Consider the following 20531-nt stretch of genomic DNA (forward strand, 5'->3'; position numbering starts at 1 on the left):
GCGGATTACGCGTTGTGGCAGGCGGAGGTGTTGGGTGACGAGAGCGATCCGTCGAGCCCGGCCGGCCGCCAGATCGACTACTGGCGCACCGCGCTGCACGGCGTACCGGAACTGATCGAGCTCCCCCTCGACCGGCCGCGCCCGCAGACCCCGTCCTACCGCGGTGGAGTGGCCCGGTTCAGCACCGACGCCGCCCTCCAGGAACGCCTGTCGCAGGTGGCCCGCGAGTGCGGGGTGACCCCCTTCATGGTGGTCCAGGCCGCCGTCGCGGTCCTGCTCTCCCGGGTGGGCGCCGGCACGGACGTGCCCCTGGGCACGGTGGTCGCGGGCCGCTCGGACCAGGCCCTGGACGCACTGGTGGGCTTCTTCGTCAACACGCTCGTGCTGCGCACGGACGTGTCCGGTGACCCCTCGGTGCGCGAACTGCTGGCCCGGGTGCGGGAGACGGACCTGGCGGCCTACGCGCACCAGGACGTCCCCTTCGAGCGGCTGGTGGAAGTGGTCAGCCCGCAGCGGTCGTTGGCCCATCACCCGCTCTTCCAGGTGATGGTGGTCCTCGACAACAACAGCGAGGCGAACTTCGGCCTCCCCGGCCTCGACGTCGGCTTCGAGGGCGTCGACCTGAACGTGGCCAAGTTCGACCTCACCTTCCACCTGGAGGAGACCCCCGACGGACTCTTCGGAGAGGTCCAGTACGCCTCTGACCTGTTCGACGGGGTGAGCGCGGAGGCGCTGGGCGAGCGGTTCGTCCGGGTGCTGGAGGGGCTGGTCGCCGATGTGGACGGGCGTATCTCGCAGGTCGAGGTGCTCTCGGCCGGTGAGCGCGGTCGGGTGTTGGAGGAGTGGGCGGCCCACGCGGGTGTGCTGGAGGAGCGGGCTTCGTTCCCGGAGCTGTTCGAGGCGCGGGTGGCGGAGGATCCGTCGGCGGTCGCGTTGGTCTTCGAGGACGTGGAGCTGACGTACGGCGAGTTGGCGGCGCGGGTGGACGCCTTCGCGGGGCACCTGGCCTCGTGCGGGGTGGGTCCCGAGTCGGTGGTCGCGGTGGCGCTGCCGCGGTCGGTGGACCTGGTGGTGTCGCTGCTGGCGGTGCTGCGGGCGGGTGGCGCGTACGTGCCGGTCGACCCGGACTACCCGGCCGACCGCGTCGCGTACATGCTCTCCGACTCCCGACCCCTCCTGCTCGTGACCGACGGCGCGACGCTCCCCGGGCTCGGCGAGAGCGCCGTCCCGGTGGTGCTCGTCGACGGGATCGGCCAGGACGCGCCGGCGCGGCCTGCGCTCGCACTGGCGGACATCCGCCCGGACCACCCGGCCTACGTGATCTACACGTCGGGCTCGACGGGCCGCCCCAAGGGAGTGGTGGTGCCCCACAGCGGCCTCGCCTCCCTGGCGCGGGCCCAGCGGGACGCCTTCGGCGTGGGCCCGGGCAGCCGGGTCCTCCAGTTCGCCGCGCTCAGCTTCGACGCGGCGGCCTGGGAGATCGTGATGGGCCTGCTGTCGGGGGCGACCCTGGTGGTCGCCCCGGCCGAGCGGCTGATGCCGGGTCCCGACCTGGCCGCGCTCTGCGCGCAGCGGTCGGTCACCCACGTGACCCTGCCGCCGACGGCGCTTGCCGTCCTCGCGGACGACGCGCTGCCCGCCGGTACGACGCTCGTCGTGGCGGGCGAGGCCTGCGCCCCGGAGCTGGTGGCGCGCTGGTCGGTCGGACGCCGGATGATCAACGCCTACGGCCCGACCGAGACGACCGTGTGCGCGACGATGAGCGCCCCGCTGTCGGGCGAGGTCGCGCCGCCGATCGGACGTCCGATCGCGGGGGCGAGGGTCTACGTCCTGGACGCCGCGCTGCGTCCGGTGGCCCCCGGTGTCACGGGTGAGCTCTACGTCGCGGGCGAGGGCCTGGCCCGCGGCTACCTGGGCCGCCCCGGACTGACGGGCGAGCGGTTCCTCGCGGACCCGTACGGCCCCGCCGGCTCGCGGATGTACCGCACCGGCGACCTGGCGCGCTGGGACGCCGAGGGCGAACTCACCTACCTGGGACGGGCGGACACGCAGGTCAAGCTGCGCGGCTTCCGCATCGAACTGGGCGAGGTCGAGTCCGCACTGAACGCCGTGGACGGCGTGGCGCGGGCGACCGCGGTGGTCCGCGAGGACCGCCCGGGCGACCGGCGCCTGGTGGCCTACTACGTCGGCGACGCGGATCCGGTCGCGGCGCGCGCCCGGGTCGCCGGCGGGCTCCCGGACTACATGGTCCCGGCCGCCCTGGTGGCGCTGGACGAGATCCCGCTGCTGCCCAACGGCAAGGTCGACCGGGCCGCGCTCCCCGCGCCCCTGTGGACCACCACCAGCGGTGGGCGTCCGCCGGCCGGCCCGCGCGAGGAACTGCTCTGCCGGATCTTCGCCGACGTCCTCGACCTGCCCGCCGTCGGCGCCGACGACAGCTTCTTCGACCTCGGCGGCGACAGCATCATGTCGATCCAGGTGGTCAGCCGGGCCCGCTCCGGCGGACTCCTGCTGACGACCCGGGACGTCTTCCGGGAGCGCACTCCCGCGCTCCTGGCGCAGGTGGCGACCGCGGTCGCCACCACGGTCGAGGACCGGGACGCGGGTACGGGCACCTTCGAGCCCACCCCGATCATGCGCTGGCTGGAGGGCTACGAGGCCACCGACGGGTTCAACCAGTCGATGACCGTACGGGTCCCCGCGGGGCTGGACGAGCGGGCCCTGGCCGAAGCCGCCCGGGCGCTGGTCGACCACCACGACGTCCTGCGCCTGCGCCGCCACGAGGACGGCACGTACGAAGTGCGCGAGCGCGGCTCCGTGCCGGTCTCGATCCGGCGGACGGGCCCGGGCGACGGCGAAGCGGCCGAGGCGGCCCGACGGGAGCTGTCCCCGACGGCCGGTGAGGTCTCGCGGTTCGTCTGGTTCGACGCCGGACCCGACGCACCGGGCACGCTGCTGATCACCTTGCACCACCTGGTCGTGGACGCGGTGTCCTGGCAGATCCTGCTGCCCGACCTCGCCGCCGCCTACGAGGCGGCCGCGGCGGGGCGGACCCCCGCACTCGACCCGGTGCTCACCTCGTACCGCACCTGGGCGGGCCACCTGGCGGCCGCCGACCGGCGGGCCGAGCTCCCGGTGTGGCAGGAGATCGCCGCCACCCCGGACCCGCTGCTCGGCACGCGGCGGCTCGACCCGGCGCTCGACACGGCCGCCACGGCCGAGGAGTTCGAGCTGACCCTGGCGGCGGACGTCACCGAGGCGCTGCTCACCAGGATCCCGACGAGCGTCAACGGCAACGTCACCGACGTGCTGCTCTACGGACTGGCGACGGCGGTCGAGGACGTGCGTGGCGCCGGACCGGTCCTCGTCGACCTGGAGGGCCACGGCCGCGAACACGTCGCCGACGGGGTGGACACCTCCCGGACGGTCGGCTGGTTCACCAGCCTCTACCCGGTCGCCCTCCACCCGCGGGGCCACACGCCGACCGACCGGCTCAAGCAGGTCAAGGAGCAGTTGCGGGCCTTCCCGGACAACGGCGTCGGCTACGGCATCCTGCGCCACTCGGGCGGCGCGCCCGAGCTGGCCGTCGCACCGCAGATCGGCTTCAACTACCTGGGCCGGTTCGGGGACGGCGAGGACACCGGCGCCGACTGGCAGACCGTCGACGGGCCGATGCCCGCGCCGCGCTCGCCCCGGATGGCGATGACGCACGCGGTGGAGATCACCGCGGTGACCGAACACCGCGGGGGCCGCCCGCACCTGGTCGCCACCTGGGCCTGGGCGACCGGAGCGCTCGCCGAGTCCGACGTACGGGCGCTGGCACGAGCGTGGTTCGACGCGCTCACCGCGCTCGCGGACGAGCGGCCGGACACGGTCGGGCTGACGCCTTCCGACCTGAGTGACGACTTGACACAGAGTGAGATCGACAGCCTTGAGGCTGAACTGGGGGACTGGTAATGAAGCGCTCGCGCCTCGAAGACGTACTGCCGTTGACGCCGTTGCAGGAGGGACTGCTCTTCCACTCCCTCTACGACGACGAGGCGGTGGACGTCTACAACACCCAGCTCGTGCTGGAGCTCTCCGGTGACGTCGACGCGGCCCTGCTGCGCCGCAGCGCCGGAGCCGTCCTCCAGCGGCACGCCAACCTCAGGGCCGGTTTCCGGATGCGGGCGAACGGCCGCCCGATGCAGATCATCCCGCGGGAGGTGGCGCCCGGCTGGTCCGAGTCGACCCTCGCGGCCGGGGAACTGGACGCGTTCCTGACGGCCGAGCGGGCCACCCGGTTCGACCTCGCCCGCCCGCCGCTGATCCGGTTCCACCTGGTCCACCTCGGGCCGGACGAGCACCGGCTCGTGGTGACCAACCACCACATCCTGCTCGACGGCTGGTCCGCGCCCCTCCTGGTCGGTGAGCTCTTCGCGGTCTACGAGGCCGGGGGCAGCGCCGAGGCGCTGCCCCGGGTCACCCCCTACCGGGACTACCTGGGCTGGATCGGTCGCCAGGACGCGGCCGCCGGGGCCACGGCATGGGGGTCGGCCCTGGCCGGCCTCGACGGGCCGACCCTGGTGGCCCCCGGCGCCCCCGCGGGCACCGTACTGCCCGAGCGGATCAGCGCCGAGCTGTCGCCCGGGGCCACCGCGCGGCTGGTCCGGCTGGCCGCCGAACGCGGCCTGACCGTGAACAGCCTGGTGCAGGGCGCCTGGGCGATGGTGCTCGGGCAGCTCACGGGCCGCGGCGACGTCGTCTTCGGCGCCACGGTCTCCGGCCGCCCGGCCGACCTGCCCGGCGTCGAGGGGATGATCGGCCTCTTCATCAACACGCTCCCGGTGCGCGTGGGGCTCGACCCCGCCGTGCCCTTCGCCGAGGCCGTCGGCGCCCTCCAGCGGCAGCAGGGCGACCTGCTCGACCACCACCACGTCAGCCTCGCCGAGATCAAGCGGGCGGCGGGCGCGGGAGAGCTCTTCGACTCGATCCTCGTCTTCGAGAACTACCCGTTCGAGGAGTCCGAGGAATCCGAGGAAGCCGCCGCCGGGAAGCTCAAGGTCACCGACATCGACGGCGGCGGTGCGACCCACTACCCGCTCAGCCTCGTCACCGGGGTCCTGGGCGACCGGCTCGTCCTGCGGCTCGACGTCCGTCCCGGCTCGTTCGACCGGGCGACGGGCGAGGCCATCGCCGCCCGGTTCCTCCAGGTCCTGGACACCGTCGCCGCCGATCCCGACCGCCTCGTCGGGCGCATCGAGGTGACCCTGCCCGCCGAGCGCGCGCAGGTCCTGGAGACCTGGAACGCCACGGACCTGGACCTGCCGCCCGCCGTCCTGCCCGAGCTGCTCGACGCCCAGGCCGCCCGCACCCCCGACCGGGTCGCGCTCGTCATGGAGGGCGCGGAGGTCACCTACGGCGACCTGCACGCCCGGGCCAACCGACTGGCTCGCCACCTCGTCGGCCGGGGCGCGGGCCCGGGCCGGCTGGTGGCCCTCGTCCTGCCCCGCTCGGTGGACCTCCTCGTCGGGCTGCTCGCGATCGTCAAGACGGGCGCGGCGTACCTGCCCGTGGACGTCGGCTACCCGGCCGAGCGGATCGCCTACATGCTCGACGACGCAGCCCCCATCTGCGTGCTGGACGCCGCCCTGCTGGCCGAGGCGGAGGCGGAGGCGGCGGCGGACGCCGGGGCGCCGGCGGACACCCCGCTCACCGACGCGGACCGGCTCCGTCCGCTGCACCCGGCCGACCCGGCGTACGTCATGTACACCTCGGGCTCGACGGGCCGCCCCAAGGGCGTCGTCATCCCGCACGTCGCGGCCGTCAACCGGCTCGACGGCATGCAGCGCGCCTACCGCCTGGCCGCCGACGACCGGGTGCTGCAGAAGACCGCGACCAGCTTCGACGTGTCCGTGTGGGAGTTCTTCTGGCCGCTGCTGCAAGGCGCCACGATGGTGATGGCCAAGCCGGACGGGCACCGCGACCCCGAGTACCTCGCCGAGCTGATCCGCGCCGAACGCGTGACGACCGTGCACTTCATCCCCGCCATGCTCGCGGCCTTCGTACAGACGCCGCGGGTCGGCGACTGCACCAGCCTGCGCCGCGTGTTCTGCGGGGGCGAGGCGCTCCCCGCCGACCTGCACCGGACCTTCCGCGACCTGCTCGGCATCCCCCTGCACCACCTGTACGGCCCGACCGAGGCCACCGTCGACGTCACCGCGTGGCACGGCGGGCAGGAGATAGGCCCCGGCAACGCGCCGATCGGCTTCCCCGTGTGGAACACCCGCGTCCACGTGCTCGACCGGGCGCTGCGCCCGGTCCCGCCCGGCGTCGTGGGAGAGCTGTACCTCGCGGGCGTCCAGCTCGCGCACGGCTACTTCAACCGGCCGGGCCTCAGCGCCGAGCGCTTCGTCGCCGACCCCTTCGGCCCGGCGGGCTCGCGGATGTACCGCTCCGGCGACCTCGGCCGGTGGAATCCCGACGGCTCGATCCAGTTCGAGGGCCGGGCCGACCGCCAGGTCAAGGTGCGCGGCGTCCGCATCGAGCTGGACGAGATCCGCGCCACGGCGGCCGAACTGCCCGAGGTGGGCCAGGCCGTCGTGACCGTGGTCGACGAGCGCCTCGTCGCCTACGTCGTGCCCGCCCCCTCCGGCCCCGCCCCCTCCGGCCCGGCCGCCGACGCCCCGGCCGCCGACCTGGCCCGCGCGGTCCGCGAGCACCTGGCCGCACGGCTGCCCGAGGTGCTCGTCCCCGGCGCGGTCGTCCTCCTCGACGCCCTGCCGCTGACCCCCAGCGGCAAGCTCGACACCGCCGCCCTGCCCGCACCCGAATTCACGGCCGCCCCCGCGGGGCGGGCCGCGACCACTCCGCAGCAGGAGATCCTCTGCGGCCTGTTCGCCGAGGTCCTCGGCCTGGACCGGGTCGGCGTCGACGACGACTTCTTCGCCCTCGGCGGGCACTCGCTGCTCGCCACCCGGCTGGTCAGCCGCATCCGGTCGACCTTCGCCGTCGAACTGCCCATCCGCGCGCTGTTCGAGGCGCCGACCCCGGCCGCGACGGCGGCCCGCCTCGACACGGCGGCCGCCGCGCGCCCGCCGGTCCTCGTCCGACCCCGCCCGGAGCACCCGCCGCTGTCCTACGCGCAGCGACGCCTGTGGTTCCTGGACCGTCTGGAGGGCCCCGGCGCCACCTACAACCTGCCGATCGCGCTGCGCCTGACCGGGCGCCTGGACCGCGCCGCGCTGCACGCCGCGCTCACCGACGTGGTCGAGCGGCACGAGGCCCTGCGGACCGTCTTCCCCGACTTCGCGGGCACGCCCTACCAGCGGGTCCTGCCCGCCGAGGTCGAGCTGAGGACCGAGCCCTTCTCCCCGCGGGCCCTCGACGAAGCGGTCGACCACGCCTTCCACCTGGAGCGCGAGGCCCCGCTGCGCGTCACGCTCTTCACGTCCGGCCCCGAGGAGCACACGCTGCTGCTGCTCCTGCACCACATCGCCGGTGACGGCTGGTCCGCCGCGCCGCTCGCCGCCGACCTCGCGACCGCCTACGCGGCCCGCTGCGCCGGCGAGGAGCCGGGATGGGCCGAACTGCGCGTGCAGTACGCCGACTTCGCGCTGTGGCAGCAGGAGCTGCTCGGCGGCGAGGAGGACCCGGACAGCCTCATCGCCCGCCAGCTCGACTACTGGAGGACCGCGCTGGCCGGGGCCCCCGAACTCCTCGAACTGCCCACCGACCGCCCGCGTCCCGGGGTGGCCGGGACCGGCGGCGGTGTCGTGGAGCTCTCCGTGCCGGCCGAGGCCCACACGGCGCTCGCGGCACTGGCCCGCGACCACCAGGCGAGCCTGTTCATGGTGGTCCAGGCCGGTATCGCGGCCCTGCTGACCCGCATGGGCGCCGGGCCGGACATCCCCCTGGGGACGGCGATCGCGGGTCGCACCGACGAGGCGCTCGACGACCTCGTCGGGTTCTTCGTCAACACGCTGGTGCTGCGCACCGACGTCTCGGGCGATCCGACCTTCGCGGAGCTGCTGCGCCGCGTCCGCACGGCCGACCTGGCCGCCTACTCCCACCAGGACGTGCCCTTCGAGCGGCTGGTCGAGGTCATCAACCCGGCCCGCTCGCTCGCCCACCACCCGCTCTTCCAGGTGATGTTGACCTTCGCGAACACCGCGGGCGGCGACTTCGACATGGCCGGCCTGGAGGTCGAGCGGGAACAGGTCGGCGGCGACAGCGCCAAGCTCGACCTGTCCTTCTTCCTCTCCGAGGAGCACACCGAGGACGGCCGTCCCGACGGCCTGCGCGGCGCGATCCAGTACGCCACCGACCTGTTCGACGCCGAGACCGTACGGGCCATGGCGGACCGCCTGGTCCGGCTGCTCACCGCGGCCGCGGCCGACCCGAACCTGCCGGTCGGCGACCTGCCGGTGCTGTCCGAGCGGGAGCGCCACGACGTGCTGGTCGGCTGGAACGACCCCGGCCACGACGTGCCCCGCACGACCGTGCCCGAGCTGTTCGCCGCGCAGGCGGCCCGCACCCCCGCGGCCCTGGCCGTGGTCTGCGGGGAGGACCGGGTCAGCTACGCCGAACTGGCCGACCGGGTCGAGCGGCTCGCCCGGACCCTGGTCGCGCGGGGCGCGGGCCCCGAGACGTTCGTGGCGATCGCCCTGCCGAAGTCCGTCGACCTGGTGGTCGCGGTGCTCGCCGTCTTCCGGGCCGGGGCCGCCTACCTGCCGCTGGATCCCGACCACCCGGCCGAGCGGCTCGCCTTCGTCCTGGGCGACGTCGATCCGGTGCTGGTGCTGACCACCTCGACGACCGCACTGCCCGGCACGCGCCCGCGCCTGCACCTGGACGAGGACCACGCGCAGGGGAACGGCGCCGACGCGCCGCTCGCGGAGTTCGTACCGGACGGCGCCGCCGCCTACGTCATCTTCACCTCCGGTTCCACCGGCAGGCCCAAGGGCGTGGTGGTGGAGCACCGCTCGCTCAACGCGTACCTGGCGTGGGCGCGCGGCGCCTACGACTCCGTCGAGCGCGGCGCGCTCGTGCACTCGCCGATCTCCTTCGACCTCACCGTCACCGGCGTCTTCGCCCCCTTGACCGCGGGCGGCGCGGTGGACCTCGTCGACCTGAAGGGCGACGCCCCGGGTACCCGGCCCGCCTTCGTCAAGGCCACCCCGAGCCACCTGTCGTTGCTGCTGAACCTGCCGGACGCCTTCTCCCCGACCGAACAACTGGTCCTCGGCGGCGAATCGTTGATGGGCGAGCTGCTCGACGAGTGGCGCCGGCGCCACCCCGGCGTCACCGTCGTCAACGAATACGGGCCGACGGAGACGACCGTGGGCTGCACCGAATACCGCATCGCCCCCGGCGACGCCGTCCCCAGCGGTGTCATCACCATCGGCCGACCGGTGTGGAACACCCGGATGTACGCGCTCGACGCGAAGCTGCGCCCGCTGCCCGTCGGCGTGACCGGCGAGCTGTACATCGCGGGTGACCTGGTCACCCGCGGGTACCTCAACCGGCCCGGTCTCAGCGCGACCAAGTTCGTGGCCGACCCCTACGGCCCCGCGGGTTCGCGGATGTACCGCTCCGGCGACCTGGGCCGGTGGAACCGGCACGGCCAGCTGGAGTTCGTCGCCCGCGTCGACCACCAGGTGAAGCTGCGCGGCTTCCGGATCGAGCTGGGCGAGGTCGAGTCGGCCGTCGGCGGCCACCCGGAGGTGACGCACGCCGCCGCCGTGGTGCGCGAGGACCGGCCGGGGGACAAGCGCCTGGTGGCGTACGTGACGCCCGCCGGGCTCGACCTGGACGCCGTCCGGGCGTACGCCGCCGAGCGGCTGCCCGAGTACATGACGCCGTCCGCCTACGTGGCACTGGACCGGCTGCCCGCCACCGGCAACGGAAAGTTGGACCGGGACGCGCTGCCCGCGCCCGAGGAGGCGGTCGTGGGGGCCCGGGGTCCCCGGGACGCCCGTGAGGAAGCCCTGTGCGCGATCTTCGCCGAGAGCCTGGGCGTGGCGACCGTCGGCGTCGACGACGTCTTCTTCGACCTCGGCGGGCACTCGCTGCTCGCCGCCCGGGTCGTCGCCCGCGTGCGGGACGAACTCGGCGTCGAGGTCGGCATCCGCACCCTCTTCGAGGCGCCCACCGTCGCCGGGTTCGCCGCGCGGATCGCCGCGTCGGGACCGGCCGACCGGCCGCGCCGGCCCGCGCTCGCCCCGCGCCCGCGGCCCGAGCGGGTGCCCCTGTCGGCCGCCCAGCGCCGTCTGTGGTTCCTGTACCGCTTCGAGGGGCCGTCGCCCACCTACAACGTGCCGCTCGCGCTGCGGCTCACCGGCGAGGTCGACCGGGACGCGCTGCGGGCCGCCCTCGTCGACGTGGTGGGGCGGCACGAGAGCCTGCGCACCGTCTTCGGCGACGAGGACGGGGTGCCGTACCAGCGGATCGTGACCGACGAGCCGGTCCTGGAGGAGGTGACCGGCGGCGACGTCACCGCCGCCGCCGCGCACGCCTTCGTACTCGACCGCGAACTGCCCATCCGCAGTTGGCTGTTCACCCAGGCGCCCGACGAGCACGTGCTGCTCGTGCTCGTCCACCACATCGTCAGCGACGGTTGGTCGATGGGACCGCTGCTGCGCGACCTGGGCACCGCCTACGGCGCCCGGCGCGCCGGCCGCGCTCCCGAGTGGACGCCGCTGCCGGTGCAGTACGCCGACCACGCCCTGTGGCAGCAGGAGGTCCTCGGCGAGGAGAGCGACCCGGACAGCGTCCTGGCGAGCCAGACCGCCTTCTGGCGCGACACCCTCGCGGGCGCGCCCGACCTGCTGGACCTGCCCCTCGACCGTCCCCGGCCCGCCGCCCTCAGCCACCGCGGCGGCACGGAGCCGCTGGTGATCGGGCCCGAGCTGTACCGCGCCGTCGCGGACCTGGCCCGCCGCCGGCACGCCAGCGTGTTCATGGTGCTCCAGGCCGCGGTCGCGGCCCTGCTCGCCCGGTACGGCTGCGGCACGGACGTCCCGCTCGGCTGCGCGGTCGCCGGACGCGAGGAGGAGGCCGCCCGCGAGCTGGTCGGCTTCTTCGTCAACACGGTCGTGCTGCGCACCGACGTCTCCGGCAGCCCCTCGCTGAACGCACTCGTCGACCGGGTGCGCGAGACCGACCTGGCCGCCTTCGCCCACCAGGACGTGCCCTTCGAGCGGCTGGTCGAGGTCCTCAACCCGGCCCGCTCCCTGTCGCACCACCCGCTCTTCCAGGTGATGCTCACCCTGCAGAACCTCGACATCTCGGAACCGGAACTCCCGGGCCTGGTGGTCCGCGGGGAGCAGGTCGATGCGGAGTCCGCCAAGGTGGACCTGGCCTTCGTCCTGGAGGAGGACGAGAGCACGGGGCTGAACGGCATCCTGCGCTACGCCACCGACCTCTTCGACCCGGAGACCGTCCGGGGCCTCGCCGACTCCTTCGTCCAGCTGCTGGCCGAGGCCGTGGCCGCGCCCGACGAGCCGCTGGAGCGGCTCGACGTCCTCGGCCCGGAGCTGGCCCACCGGGTCGTCGAGGAGTGGAACGACACCGCCCGCGAGGTGCCCGCGCTCACCTGGCCGGAGCTGTTCGCACGCCAGGCGGCCCGCACTCCGGACCACCCGGCGGTCCAGGACGGAGCCGAGACGCTCGACTACGCCGCACTCGACCGGCGGGCCAACCGGCTCGCGCACCTGCTGCGCGAGCGCGGCGCGGGGCCGGGGGAGATCGTCGCCCTGCGGCTGTCCCGCTCGGCCGACCTGGTGGTCGCCGTGCTCGCGACGCTGAAGACGGGGGCCGCCTACCTGCCGGTCGACCCGGACTACCCGGCCGAGCGGATCGCGTTCATGCTCGACGACGCCCGCCCGGTCTGCGAGCTGTCGGCCGCCTCCTTCCCGGTCCCGCAGGGGCTCCCGGACACCGAGCCGGTCGTCGCCCGCCACCTCGACGACGCCGCCTACGTCATCTACACCTCCGGTTCCACGGGCCGTCCCAAGGGCGTCGTGGTGACCCACCGCGGCATCGCCGGCCTGGTCGCCAACCAGGCCGAGCGCTACGGGGCCGGACCGGACAACCGCGTCGCGCAGCTCATCTCCCCGAGCTTCGACGCGAGCGTCTCCGAACTGTGCCTGGCCCTGCTCAGCGGCTCCTGCCTGGTGATCCCCCCGGGCCCGCTGGCCGGCGACGAGCTCGGCGCCTTCCTCGCCGACCGGCGGATCACCCACGCGCACCTCACCCCGGCCGTGCTCGCCGGCCTGCCGCGGATCGAGCTGCCCGCCCTGCGGATGATCGTCACGGGCGGCGACGTGCCCCCGGCGGACGTGATCGCGTACTGGTCCCAGGGGCGCGGGCTCGTCAACGCCTACGGCCCGACCGAGGCCACCGTGGACGTGGCCTCCTGGGTGCACGACGCTCCCGGACGCCAGCCCGCCCCGATCGGCCGGCCCATCGCCAACGCCGGTGTGTACGTGCTCGACCACCACCTGCGCCCCGTCCCGCCCGGTGTGCCCGGCGAGCTGTACAGCACGGGCCCCGGCCTGGCCCGCGGCTACCTCGACCGTCCCGGCCTGACCGCCCAGCGGTTCGTCGCGAACCCCTTCGTACCGGGCGCCCGGATGTACCGCACCGGCGACCTCGTCCGGTGGGAACGCGACGGCCAACTGGTCTTCGTCGGCCGGGCCGACACCCAGGTCAAGCTCCGCGGCCTGCGGATCGAGCTGGGCGAGATCGAGTCCGCGCTGGCCGAGCAGCCCGGTGTCACCCACGCCGCGGCCGCCGTCCACGGCGAACGGCTCGTCGGCTACGCGGTCGCCGCCCCGGGGGAGACCCTGGACGCCGGCGAGCTGCGCGGGCGCCTCGCCACGGCGCTCCCGGCCCACATGGTGCCCGGCGTCGTCATGGTGCTGGACGCACTGCCGCTGAGCCCCAACAAGAAGCTCGACCGCAAGGCCCTGCCCATCCCGCAGGCGCCCGCGGCGACGGCCGGGCGCGACCCGCGCAGCCTGCGCGAGGAGCTCCTGTGCGGCCTCTTCGCGGAGGCGCTCGAACTGCCCCGGGTCGGCGTCGAGGCGAACTTCTTCGAGCTCGGCGGCCACTCGCTGCTCGCGATGCGCCTGGCCACCCGGATCAGCGCGGCGCTCGACGTGGTGACGGACGTGCGGACCCTCTTCGAGGCGCCCACCCCGGCCCTGCTCGCCGCGCGGCTCGACGCCCCCGACGACACCGGCCCGTTGGTCGTACTGCGCCGCGCCGCGGGCCGCCCCTCCCTGTTCTGCGCACCGCCCTCCCTCGGGCTGAGCTGGTGCTACGCCGGACTCCTGCGCGGACTGCCCGAGGACGTGGGCCTGTACGGCCTGCAGGCGCGGGGACTCGACGGCCCGGGACCGCTGCCGCACTCGCTGGCCGAGTGGGCGCTCGACGCCGTGGAGCAGATCCGCTCCGTGCAACCGCAGGGCCCCTACCACCTGCTCGGGTACTCGACGGGCGGCAACGTCGCGCACGCCATCGCCACCGCCCTGCAGGAGCAGGGCGAGCAGGTGGACCTGTTGGCCATCATGGACGCGCGGCCGGGCGACCCCGGCCAGCAGGGCCCGGTGGAGGAACACCGGCTGCTCACCGCCGCCGACGTGCTGGCCCGGGTCAGCGACGACGCGGGCGGTGATCCCGACGACCGCGGGAGCGAGGCCGAACAGCGGGAGCGGGGACTCACGTTGGTCGAGGACGTGCTCGGCGGCGCGGCCGACGAACGGCTCTTCGACGTCATGATCAACACGATCATGGTGGTCACCGCGCACCGGCCCGCCGCCTACAAGGGCGAGGTCGCCCTCTTCACCTCGGGCGGCGCGGAGGGGGGCGCGAAGCTGGCCGCCCACTGGGCCCCCTACGTGGACGGGGAGCTGAGGACGACCCCGTACGACTGCGCGCACGACGACCTGCTGGACGCGACCGTACTGCGCGACGTGGCCACCCGTATCGCGGGGACCTTCGAATGCGGCCCGGAAATGGCCGTAATAGAGGACCGATAAGGCTGCTCAATACCGTAGTCCTCATTCCTGTTGTCCCGCAGATTTTGAGGCGGCTCGGTCATGCCTGACAGGCTCATAGCAGAAACTCCATTCGTCCGTCGTGCGCGGCGGACGAACCGGAGGGTTCGTCTCTTCTGCTTTCCCCATGCGGGAGCGGGGGCGAGCGCCTTCGCCGCGTGGCCGGCGCTCTTCCCGCCGGAGGTGGAAATCGTGGCCGTGCAACTGCCCGGCCGCGAGGACCGCGTCGGCGAGCCGCACCCCGCTTCCGTCGCGGTCGCCGTCCGCATGGTCGCGGTGGCGCTGCGGCCCTACCTCCAGGGCCCGTACGCCTTCTTCGGCCACAGCGGCGGCGCCCTCCTGGCCTTCGAACTGGCCAGGGCGCTGCGCAAGCGCGGCACCCAGCCCGAACACCTCTTCCTGTCCGGGCAGGCCGCCCCGGGCGCCGACAGCGGCGCACCGCAGCTGCACCGGCTCTCCGACGAGGACTTCGGCGCCGCACTGCGCGGCCTGGACGGCACGTCGGACGGCGTCTTCACCGACCCCGAGCTGATGAAGCTGCTGCTGCCCACGCTGCGCGCCGACTTCACCCTCTGGGAGAACCACCGGCACAGCCCCGGCGAGCCGCTCGACGTACCCCTCACGGCGCTCGGCGGGGACACCGACCCGCGCGCCCCCGTCAGCGCCCTCGACGGCTGGCGGGAGCAGACCACCGGGGCCTTCTCCACCCGGGTCTTCCCCGGCGGCCACTTCTACCTCAACGACTCCGAGAAGGAGCTCACCACGATGCTCGGCAGCACCCTGCTGGGCCGGGAGCCCGCGCACGCGGGCCAGGGGGAACGGATCCGATGACGATGCCCGGACACGACGCTGTGGCCCTGCTGAGGGCCGCGGCCGAATCCGTCGCGGGGGTCGAGGAAGCCGTACCCCTGCTCCGCCGGGAGGCCCGGCTCGACCGGGTGCGCCCGGTCGAGCCCCGCGCCGCGGACGCCGCTCCCGCGGCGTCCGGCGTACCGGCCCTCGCCCACGGCGGCGAGCTGCCCGCCGACCCCGACTTCCCGACCACCCTGCAAGAGGCCCTCCGCCAGGCCGCCGCGCTCGCCCCCGACCACGGCACCGTGTACCTGACGGAGGACGGCGAGCGCGTCCAGAGCTACGCGCAGCTGCTCGCCGACGCGCAGCGGCTGCTCACCGGCCTGCGCACCACCGGCATCGCCCCCGGCGAGTCCGTGCTCTTCCAGTTCGACGACAACCGCGCCTTCGTCACGGCGTTCTGGGCGTGCGTCCTGGGCGGGTACCTGCCCACCCCGGTCGGCGCCGCGCCCGGCTACGACCGGGAGAACGCCGTCACGACCAAGCTCCGCAACGCCTGGGAGCTGCTGGACCGGCCGCTGATCCTCGCCGACGCCTCCCTCGCCCCGGCGGTGGCCAAGCTCTCCGCCCTGTGGGGCGTCGACGACCTGCGCGTGGCCGTCTTCGAGGAACTGAGCGACGGCCCGCAGAGCACGGACTGGTTCCCGGCGACCCCGGACACCCCCGCCGTGCACCTGCTCACCTCCGGCAGCACCGGCGTGCCGAAGGTCGTCCGGCACGCCAGCCGCAGCGTCCTGGCCCGCACCCGGGCCACCGCGGCGGCCAACGGCTTCGACTCCGCCGAGGTCGCGCTGAACTGGATGCCCCTCGACCACGTCGGCGGCATCGTCATGTACAACGTGCGCGACGTCGTCCTGCGCGCCCGCCACGTCAACGCCACCATCGACGCCTTCCTCGCGGACCCGCTGCGCTGGCTCGACTGGATCGACCGCTACGGCGTCACCAACACCTGGGCCCCCAACTTCGCCTTCGCGCTGGTCAACGAGCGCGCCGAGGCCATGACCGGCCGGTCGTGGGACCTCACCACGCTGCGCCACCTCTGCAACGCGGGCGAGGCCGTCGTCAGCCGCACCGCGGACCGCTTCATCGAGCTGCTCACGGCGCACGGGATGCGGGCCGACGCGATGCGCCCCTGCTGGGGGATGTCGGAGACCAGCTCGGGCGTGACGTACTCGACGCTGCGCGCCGGGGACCCGCTGGCGGGCCGGCTGCGGGTGGACAAGGCCTCCCTCGGCGGGGCACTGCGCTGGTCCACCGAGGCCGACGCCGACGCCGTCACCTTCACCGAGGTCGGCCCGCCGATCCCGGGCGTACGACTGCGCATCGTCGCCCCCGACGACACCGTGCTGCCCGAGGACCACGTGGGGCGGCTCCAGATCACGGGGCCGACGATCATGGAGGGCTACTACCGCAACGAGGCCGCGAACGCCGAGGCGTTCACCGCCGACGGCTGGTTCAGCACGGGCGACCTGGCGTTCCTGCACGAGGGCCGGCTCACCATCACCGGCCGCGAGAAGGACCTCATCATCGTCCAGGGTGCCAACATCCTGAGCTACGACGTGGAGTCCATCGCCGAGCAGGTGCCGGGCACCGAAGTCACCTGGGTCGCCGCCTGCGGCTGGTCCGGCGCGGGCGACAGCACCGACAAGCTGGTGATCTTCTTCGTCCCCGCCGACGGCGACCGGACCGCGGTCCACGACACCATCACCGCGATCAAGGCCCGGGTCGCCGAGGTCCTCGGCCTCCAGCCCGACCTGGTGATCCCGGTGGAGCGGGCCGACTTCCCCAAGACGGGCAGCGGCAAGATCCAGCGCGCCCAGCTCATCGCCGACCTCGACGCGGGCACGTACGCGCAGTGGGTCGACGAGCCGGACGGCTCCTGGTACTTCGAGCGGACCTGGACCGAGGCCCCCGCCGACCGCGGCGCGCTGCCGCCCGGCCCGTGGCTGGTCAGCGGGGCGCTCCGGGAGGAGCTGGCCGCCGTACCCGGCGTCCCCGAACTCCGCGCCCTCCCCGCGGCCGGGGAACCCGCGCCCGCACCGGTCGGCGCCGTGGTCCACCTGGCGTCGGGGTCCGACGCGCAGAGCGTCGCCCTCGAGGTGCTGCGCCTGCTCCAGGACCTGGCCGCACACGATCCCGCGCCCCCGCTCCTGGTCGTCACGAGCGGCGGTCTGTGGACGGCCGAGGGCGAGAGCCTCGACCTCACCGCCGCGGGCCTGCCCGGTCTGCTGCGGACGGCCGCGGCGGAGCGGACCCTGCCGTCCGTGCGGCAGCTCGACGTGGCCGACCCCGCCGCCCGGGCCGCCGCGATCGTCACGGAACTCGCCTGCCGCGACGGGGCCGACCTCGTCGCCCACCGCGGCACCCGGCGCCTGGTGCCCCGGCTGCGGCCGATCGTCCTCGACGACCGGGGCGGCGACGCCTTCGTCACGGGCGGCCGCTACCTGATCACCGGCGGCCTCGGCGGCGTCGCCCACCCGGTCGCGGAATACCTCCTGGCCGCCCACGGCGCGAAGCTGCTGCTGGTCGGACGCGGTCCGGCCGACCAGGGCGAACGCGCCGAGCGCCTGGAGGACCTGGCCGTCCTGGGCGACGTGACCTACCGGGCGCTCGACGTGGCCGACCCGGTCGCACTGGGCGACGCGGTGCGCGAGGCGGAAGGCCGCTGGGGGGCGCCGCTGGACGGGGTGCTGCACCTGGCCGGCGCCGACGTCTCCCACCAGTGGGGACAGCTGGAACTCCACCAGGTCGTCCGGGAATCGCCGCGGGCCTTCCAGGACGCCTACCGGGCCAAGGTGAGCGGCACCCTCGCGCTCGCCGGGCTGCTGGAGGACCGCCCCCGCACGCCGCTGGTGCTCTTCTCCTCGGTCAACGGCGAGTTCGGCGGAAGCTCCTTCGCGGCGTACTCCTCCGCCAACGGCTTCCTGCACGGCTTCGCCGACCACTGGGGCCGCGAGCGCGGCCGCCCCGTGCACTGCCTCGCGTGGAGCACCTGGAGCGGCCTGGGCATGAACCGGGGCGCGCCCGAAGGGGCCGCCGCGGCCCGCGGGTTCCGCACCCTCGACCCCGACGAGGGCCTCGCCTCGCTCCTCGCGGTGCTGGGCCAGGACCGGCCCACCGTGCTCGTCGGCCTCGACGGCCGCAACGAGCACATCGCCCGCGCCCTCGCCCCCGAGAGCCTGCACACGGCCGAAGCGATCGTCGTCTACACCGGCACCGCCTCCGAGGCCGACGTGCGGGCGGCCGTGGCGCCGGTGGCCCGGGAGCTGGACCACCCCCTGCGCACCCTGCGCGTCGAGCGGCTGCCCGACGACCGGGAGCAGCTGCTCACCGTCGCGGTCGCGGCGCTGGAACGCGGCGGACGGCCCTTCGTGGCCCCGGGCACCGAGCTGGAGAAGGCCCTGGCCGACCTCTGGAGCGGCGTGCTCGGCCACGAAGTCGGCCGCGACGACCGGTTCTTCGACCTCGGCGGCAGCTCGCTGCGCGCCGCGCAGCTCGTGAACCGCATCAACAGTGCGCTGACGGCCCGGCTGTCGGTGCACCACCTCTACGAACACCCCACCGTCGGCGCACTCGCCGCGGTGCTCTCACCCCAGTTGGAAGGAGAACGAGTATGACCAATCCGTTCGAGGACGCGGACGGCACCTACCTGGTGCTCGTCAACGACGAGGGCCAGCACTCCCTCTGGCCGACCTTCGTCGACGTGCCCGCCGGCTGGCAGACCGCCCACCCGGCCGACACCCGCGAAGCCTGCCTCGCTTACATCGAGGCCCACTGGACCGACATGCGTCCGCGCAGTCTGGCCACCGCGATGGACGCGCAATAGCGCCATGACTCTGGCCATCGAGGTCGAGGGTCTGGTGAAGCGCTTCGGCGCCCACCGGGCCCTCGACGGAGTCGACCTCGCCGTGCCCGCCGGACAGGTCCTGGGCCTCCTCGGCCCGAACGGTGCGGGCAAGACCACGACCGTGCGCGTCCTGGCGACCCTGCTGCGGCCCGATGCCGGGCGGGCCCGGATCTTCGGGCACGACGTGGCGAAGGAGCCCCACCAGGTCCGCCGTTGCATCGCGCTGACCGGGCAGTTCGCCTCGGTCGACAAAGAGATATCCGGCCGGGAGAACCTGTACCTCATCGCCCGCCTCCTGGGCGTACCCGCCCGGCGGGCACGGGCGCAGGCGAACGGGATGCTCGAACGGTTCCGGCTCGACGACGTGGGCGGCAAGCTCGCCCGGGAGTACTCCGGCGGCATGCGCCGCCGGCTCGACCTCGCCGCGTCGCTCATGGGCGAGCCGAGGCTCATCTGCCTCGACGAGCCGACCACCGGCCTGGACCCGCACAGCCGCAACGAACTGTGGGCCATCGTCAAGGAACGGGCCCGCTCCGGCTCGACCGTCCTGCTCACCACCCAGTACATGGAGGAGGCCGAGGCGCTCGCCGATTCGGTCGTCGTCGTGGACAAGGGACGGGTGATCGCCGCCGGCACGGCCTCGGAGCTGCGGGCCCGGGTGGGCGGCCGCACCTTGGAAGTGCGGCCCGCGCACGCCCGGGACCTGGAGGCCCTCGCGGGCAGCCTGACCCTCGAAGGGCTGGACGGCCGGATCGACCGGGAGGCCTGCCTGGTCCGGCTGGCGCTCGTGGAACCGGACGAACTGACCCGCGCGGTACGGGCCGTCACCGCCTCCGCGGTGGAGGTCCTGGCCGTGGACACCCGGGTCGCCAGCCTCGACGAGGCCTTCATCCAACTGACCAGGAGCGCCGCGTGAGCCCGACCACCGACATCGCGCCGACCGTCGGGGTACCCGCTCTCGCCGGCTCCGCCCGCAACGGACCGCGCGACACCCTGCGACAGTCGCTCGCCATCGCCCGGCGCAACATGCTTCAACTGCGCGGCGACCCCGGACAGCTCCTCGATTCCGTGGTCATGCCGATGGTCTTCACGCTGATCTTCCTGTACGTCTTCGGCGGCGCCATCTGGGGGGACCGGCCCGGTGACTACCGGCAGTTCCTGCTCCCCGGGATCATGGTGCAGACGCTGATGTTCGCGTCCCGGTCGACCGGCTACATGCTGGCCGTCGACTTCGACAACGGGGTGATGGACCGGTTCCGGTCCCTGCCCATCGCGCGCTCGGCCGTCCTGACGGGCCGGATCGTGGCCGACATGACCCGGCTCCTGCTGGGCCAGGTCGTCATGCTCCTCTTCGCGGTGCTCATCGGCTTCCGGGTGGAGACCAACATCCTCTACGCGGTGGCCGCCGTGCTGCTCACCCTGCTGTACGGCACCGCGCTGGCCTGGGTCTCGGCCTTCATCGGCCTCTCGATCCGCAGCCCCAACACCGTGCAGTCGGTGGGCTTCCTGTGGATGATCCCGTTCCAGTTCGGCAGTTCCATGCTGGTCCCGACCAGCACGATGCCCGGCTGGCTGCGGACCTTCGCCGAGGTCAACCCCACGACCCTGGTGACGGACGCCTGCCGCAACCTGCTCGGCGGGGGACCGGTCGCCGTGCCCGTCCTCGGCACCGTGCTCTGGAGCGTGGGCCTCATGTGCTTCGCGGTTCCACTGGCGATATCCCGTTATCGACGTCGCTGAAAAGTGATCGATAACGGGAGGGAAACCCTCCCGAATACATTTTCCCCATT

Annotated in this window: 7 protein-coding genes; all 7 read left to right on the forward strand. The window is 74.1% G+C overall.

Annotation, left to right across the window (positions count from 1 at the left end; genetic code table 11):
• Positions 1 to 3957, forward strand: a 3957-nt coding sequence (locus tag ACZ4UB_RS37830) for an amino acid adenylation domain-containing protein (protein WP_468077566.1), incomplete at its 5' end; no start/stop codon positions are given.
• Positions 3957 to 14024 (forward strand): amino acid adenylation domain-containing protein, encoded by a 10068-nt coding sequence (locus ACZ4UB_RS37835; protein WP_468077568.1) that lies wholly within the window; start codon positions 3957 to 3959, stop codon positions 14022 to 14024. The genes ACZ4UB_RS37830 and ACZ4UB_RS37835, both read left to right, overlap by 1 nt.
• A gap of 60 nt (positions 14025 to 14084) precedes the next feature.
• Positions 14085 to 14873, forward strand: a complete 789-nt coding sequence (locus ACZ4UB_RS37840; RefSeq protein ID WP_468077570.1) for a thioesterase II family protein — start codon at positions 14085 to 14087, stop codon at positions 14871 to 14873.
• On the forward strand, positions 14870 to 18511 hold the full coding sequence (locus tag ACZ4UB_RS37845; RefSeq protein WP_468077572.1) for an SDR family NAD(P)-dependent oxidoreductase: 3642 nt from the start codon (positions 14870 to 14872) through the stop codon (positions 18509 to 18511). Before ACZ4UB_RS37840 ends, ACZ4UB_RS37845 begins: the two co-directional genes overlap by 4 nt.
• The gene (locus ACZ4UB_RS37850; protein ID WP_467958644.1) at positions 18508 to 18720 is read left to right on the forward strand and encodes an MbtH family protein; all 213 of its coding nucleotides are present in this window, start codon (positions 18508 to 18510) and stop codon (positions 18718 to 18720) included. The genes ACZ4UB_RS37845 and ACZ4UB_RS37850 overlap by 4 nt, the downstream gene beginning before the upstream one ends.
• A 4-nt stretch (positions 18721 to 18724) precedes the next feature.
• Positions 18725 to 19657 carry an ATP-binding cassette domain-containing protein gene (locus ACZ4UB_RS37855; RefSeq protein WP_468077574.1) on the forward strand — a complete coding sequence of 311 codons (933 nt, stop codon included), beginning with the start codon at positions 18725 to 18727 and terminating at the stop codon, positions 19655 to 19657.
• A complete protein-coding gene (locus ACZ4UB_RS37860; protein ID WP_354379085.1) occupies positions 19654 to 20481 on the forward strand; it encodes an ABC transporter permease in 828 nt (275 codons plus the stop codon). Before ACZ4UB_RS37855 ends, ACZ4UB_RS37860 begins: the two co-directional genes overlap by 4 nt.
• Positions 20482 to 20531 lie beyond the last annotated feature (50 nt).

This window comes from Streptomyces sp. NPDC028419 (genome assembly GCF_055565515.1).

What these genes read in the sequence shown, in the direction of transcription:
- ACZ4UB_RS37835 (WP_468077568.1), top strand. Translation starts at nt 3,957, where the DNA reads ATGAAGCGCTCGCGCCTCGAAGACGTACTGCCGTTGACGCCGTTGCAG.
- ACZ4UB_RS37840 (WP_468077570.1), top strand. Translation starts at nt 14,085, where the DNA reads ATGCCTGACAGGCTCATAGCAGAAACTCCATTCGTCCGTCGTGCGCGG.
- ACZ4UB_RS37845 (WP_468077572.1), top strand. Translation starts at nt 14,870, where the DNA reads ATGACGATGCCCGGACACGACGCTGTGGCCCTGCTGAGGGCCGCGGCC.
- ACZ4UB_RS37850 (WP_467958644.1), top strand. Translation starts at nt 18,508, where the DNA reads ATGACCAATCCGTTCGAGGACGCGGACGGCACCTACCTGGTGCTCGTC.
- ACZ4UB_RS37855 (WP_468077574.1), top strand. Translation starts at nt 18,725, where the DNA reads ATGACTCTGGCCATCGAGGTCGAGGGTCTGGTGAAGCGCTTCGGCGCC.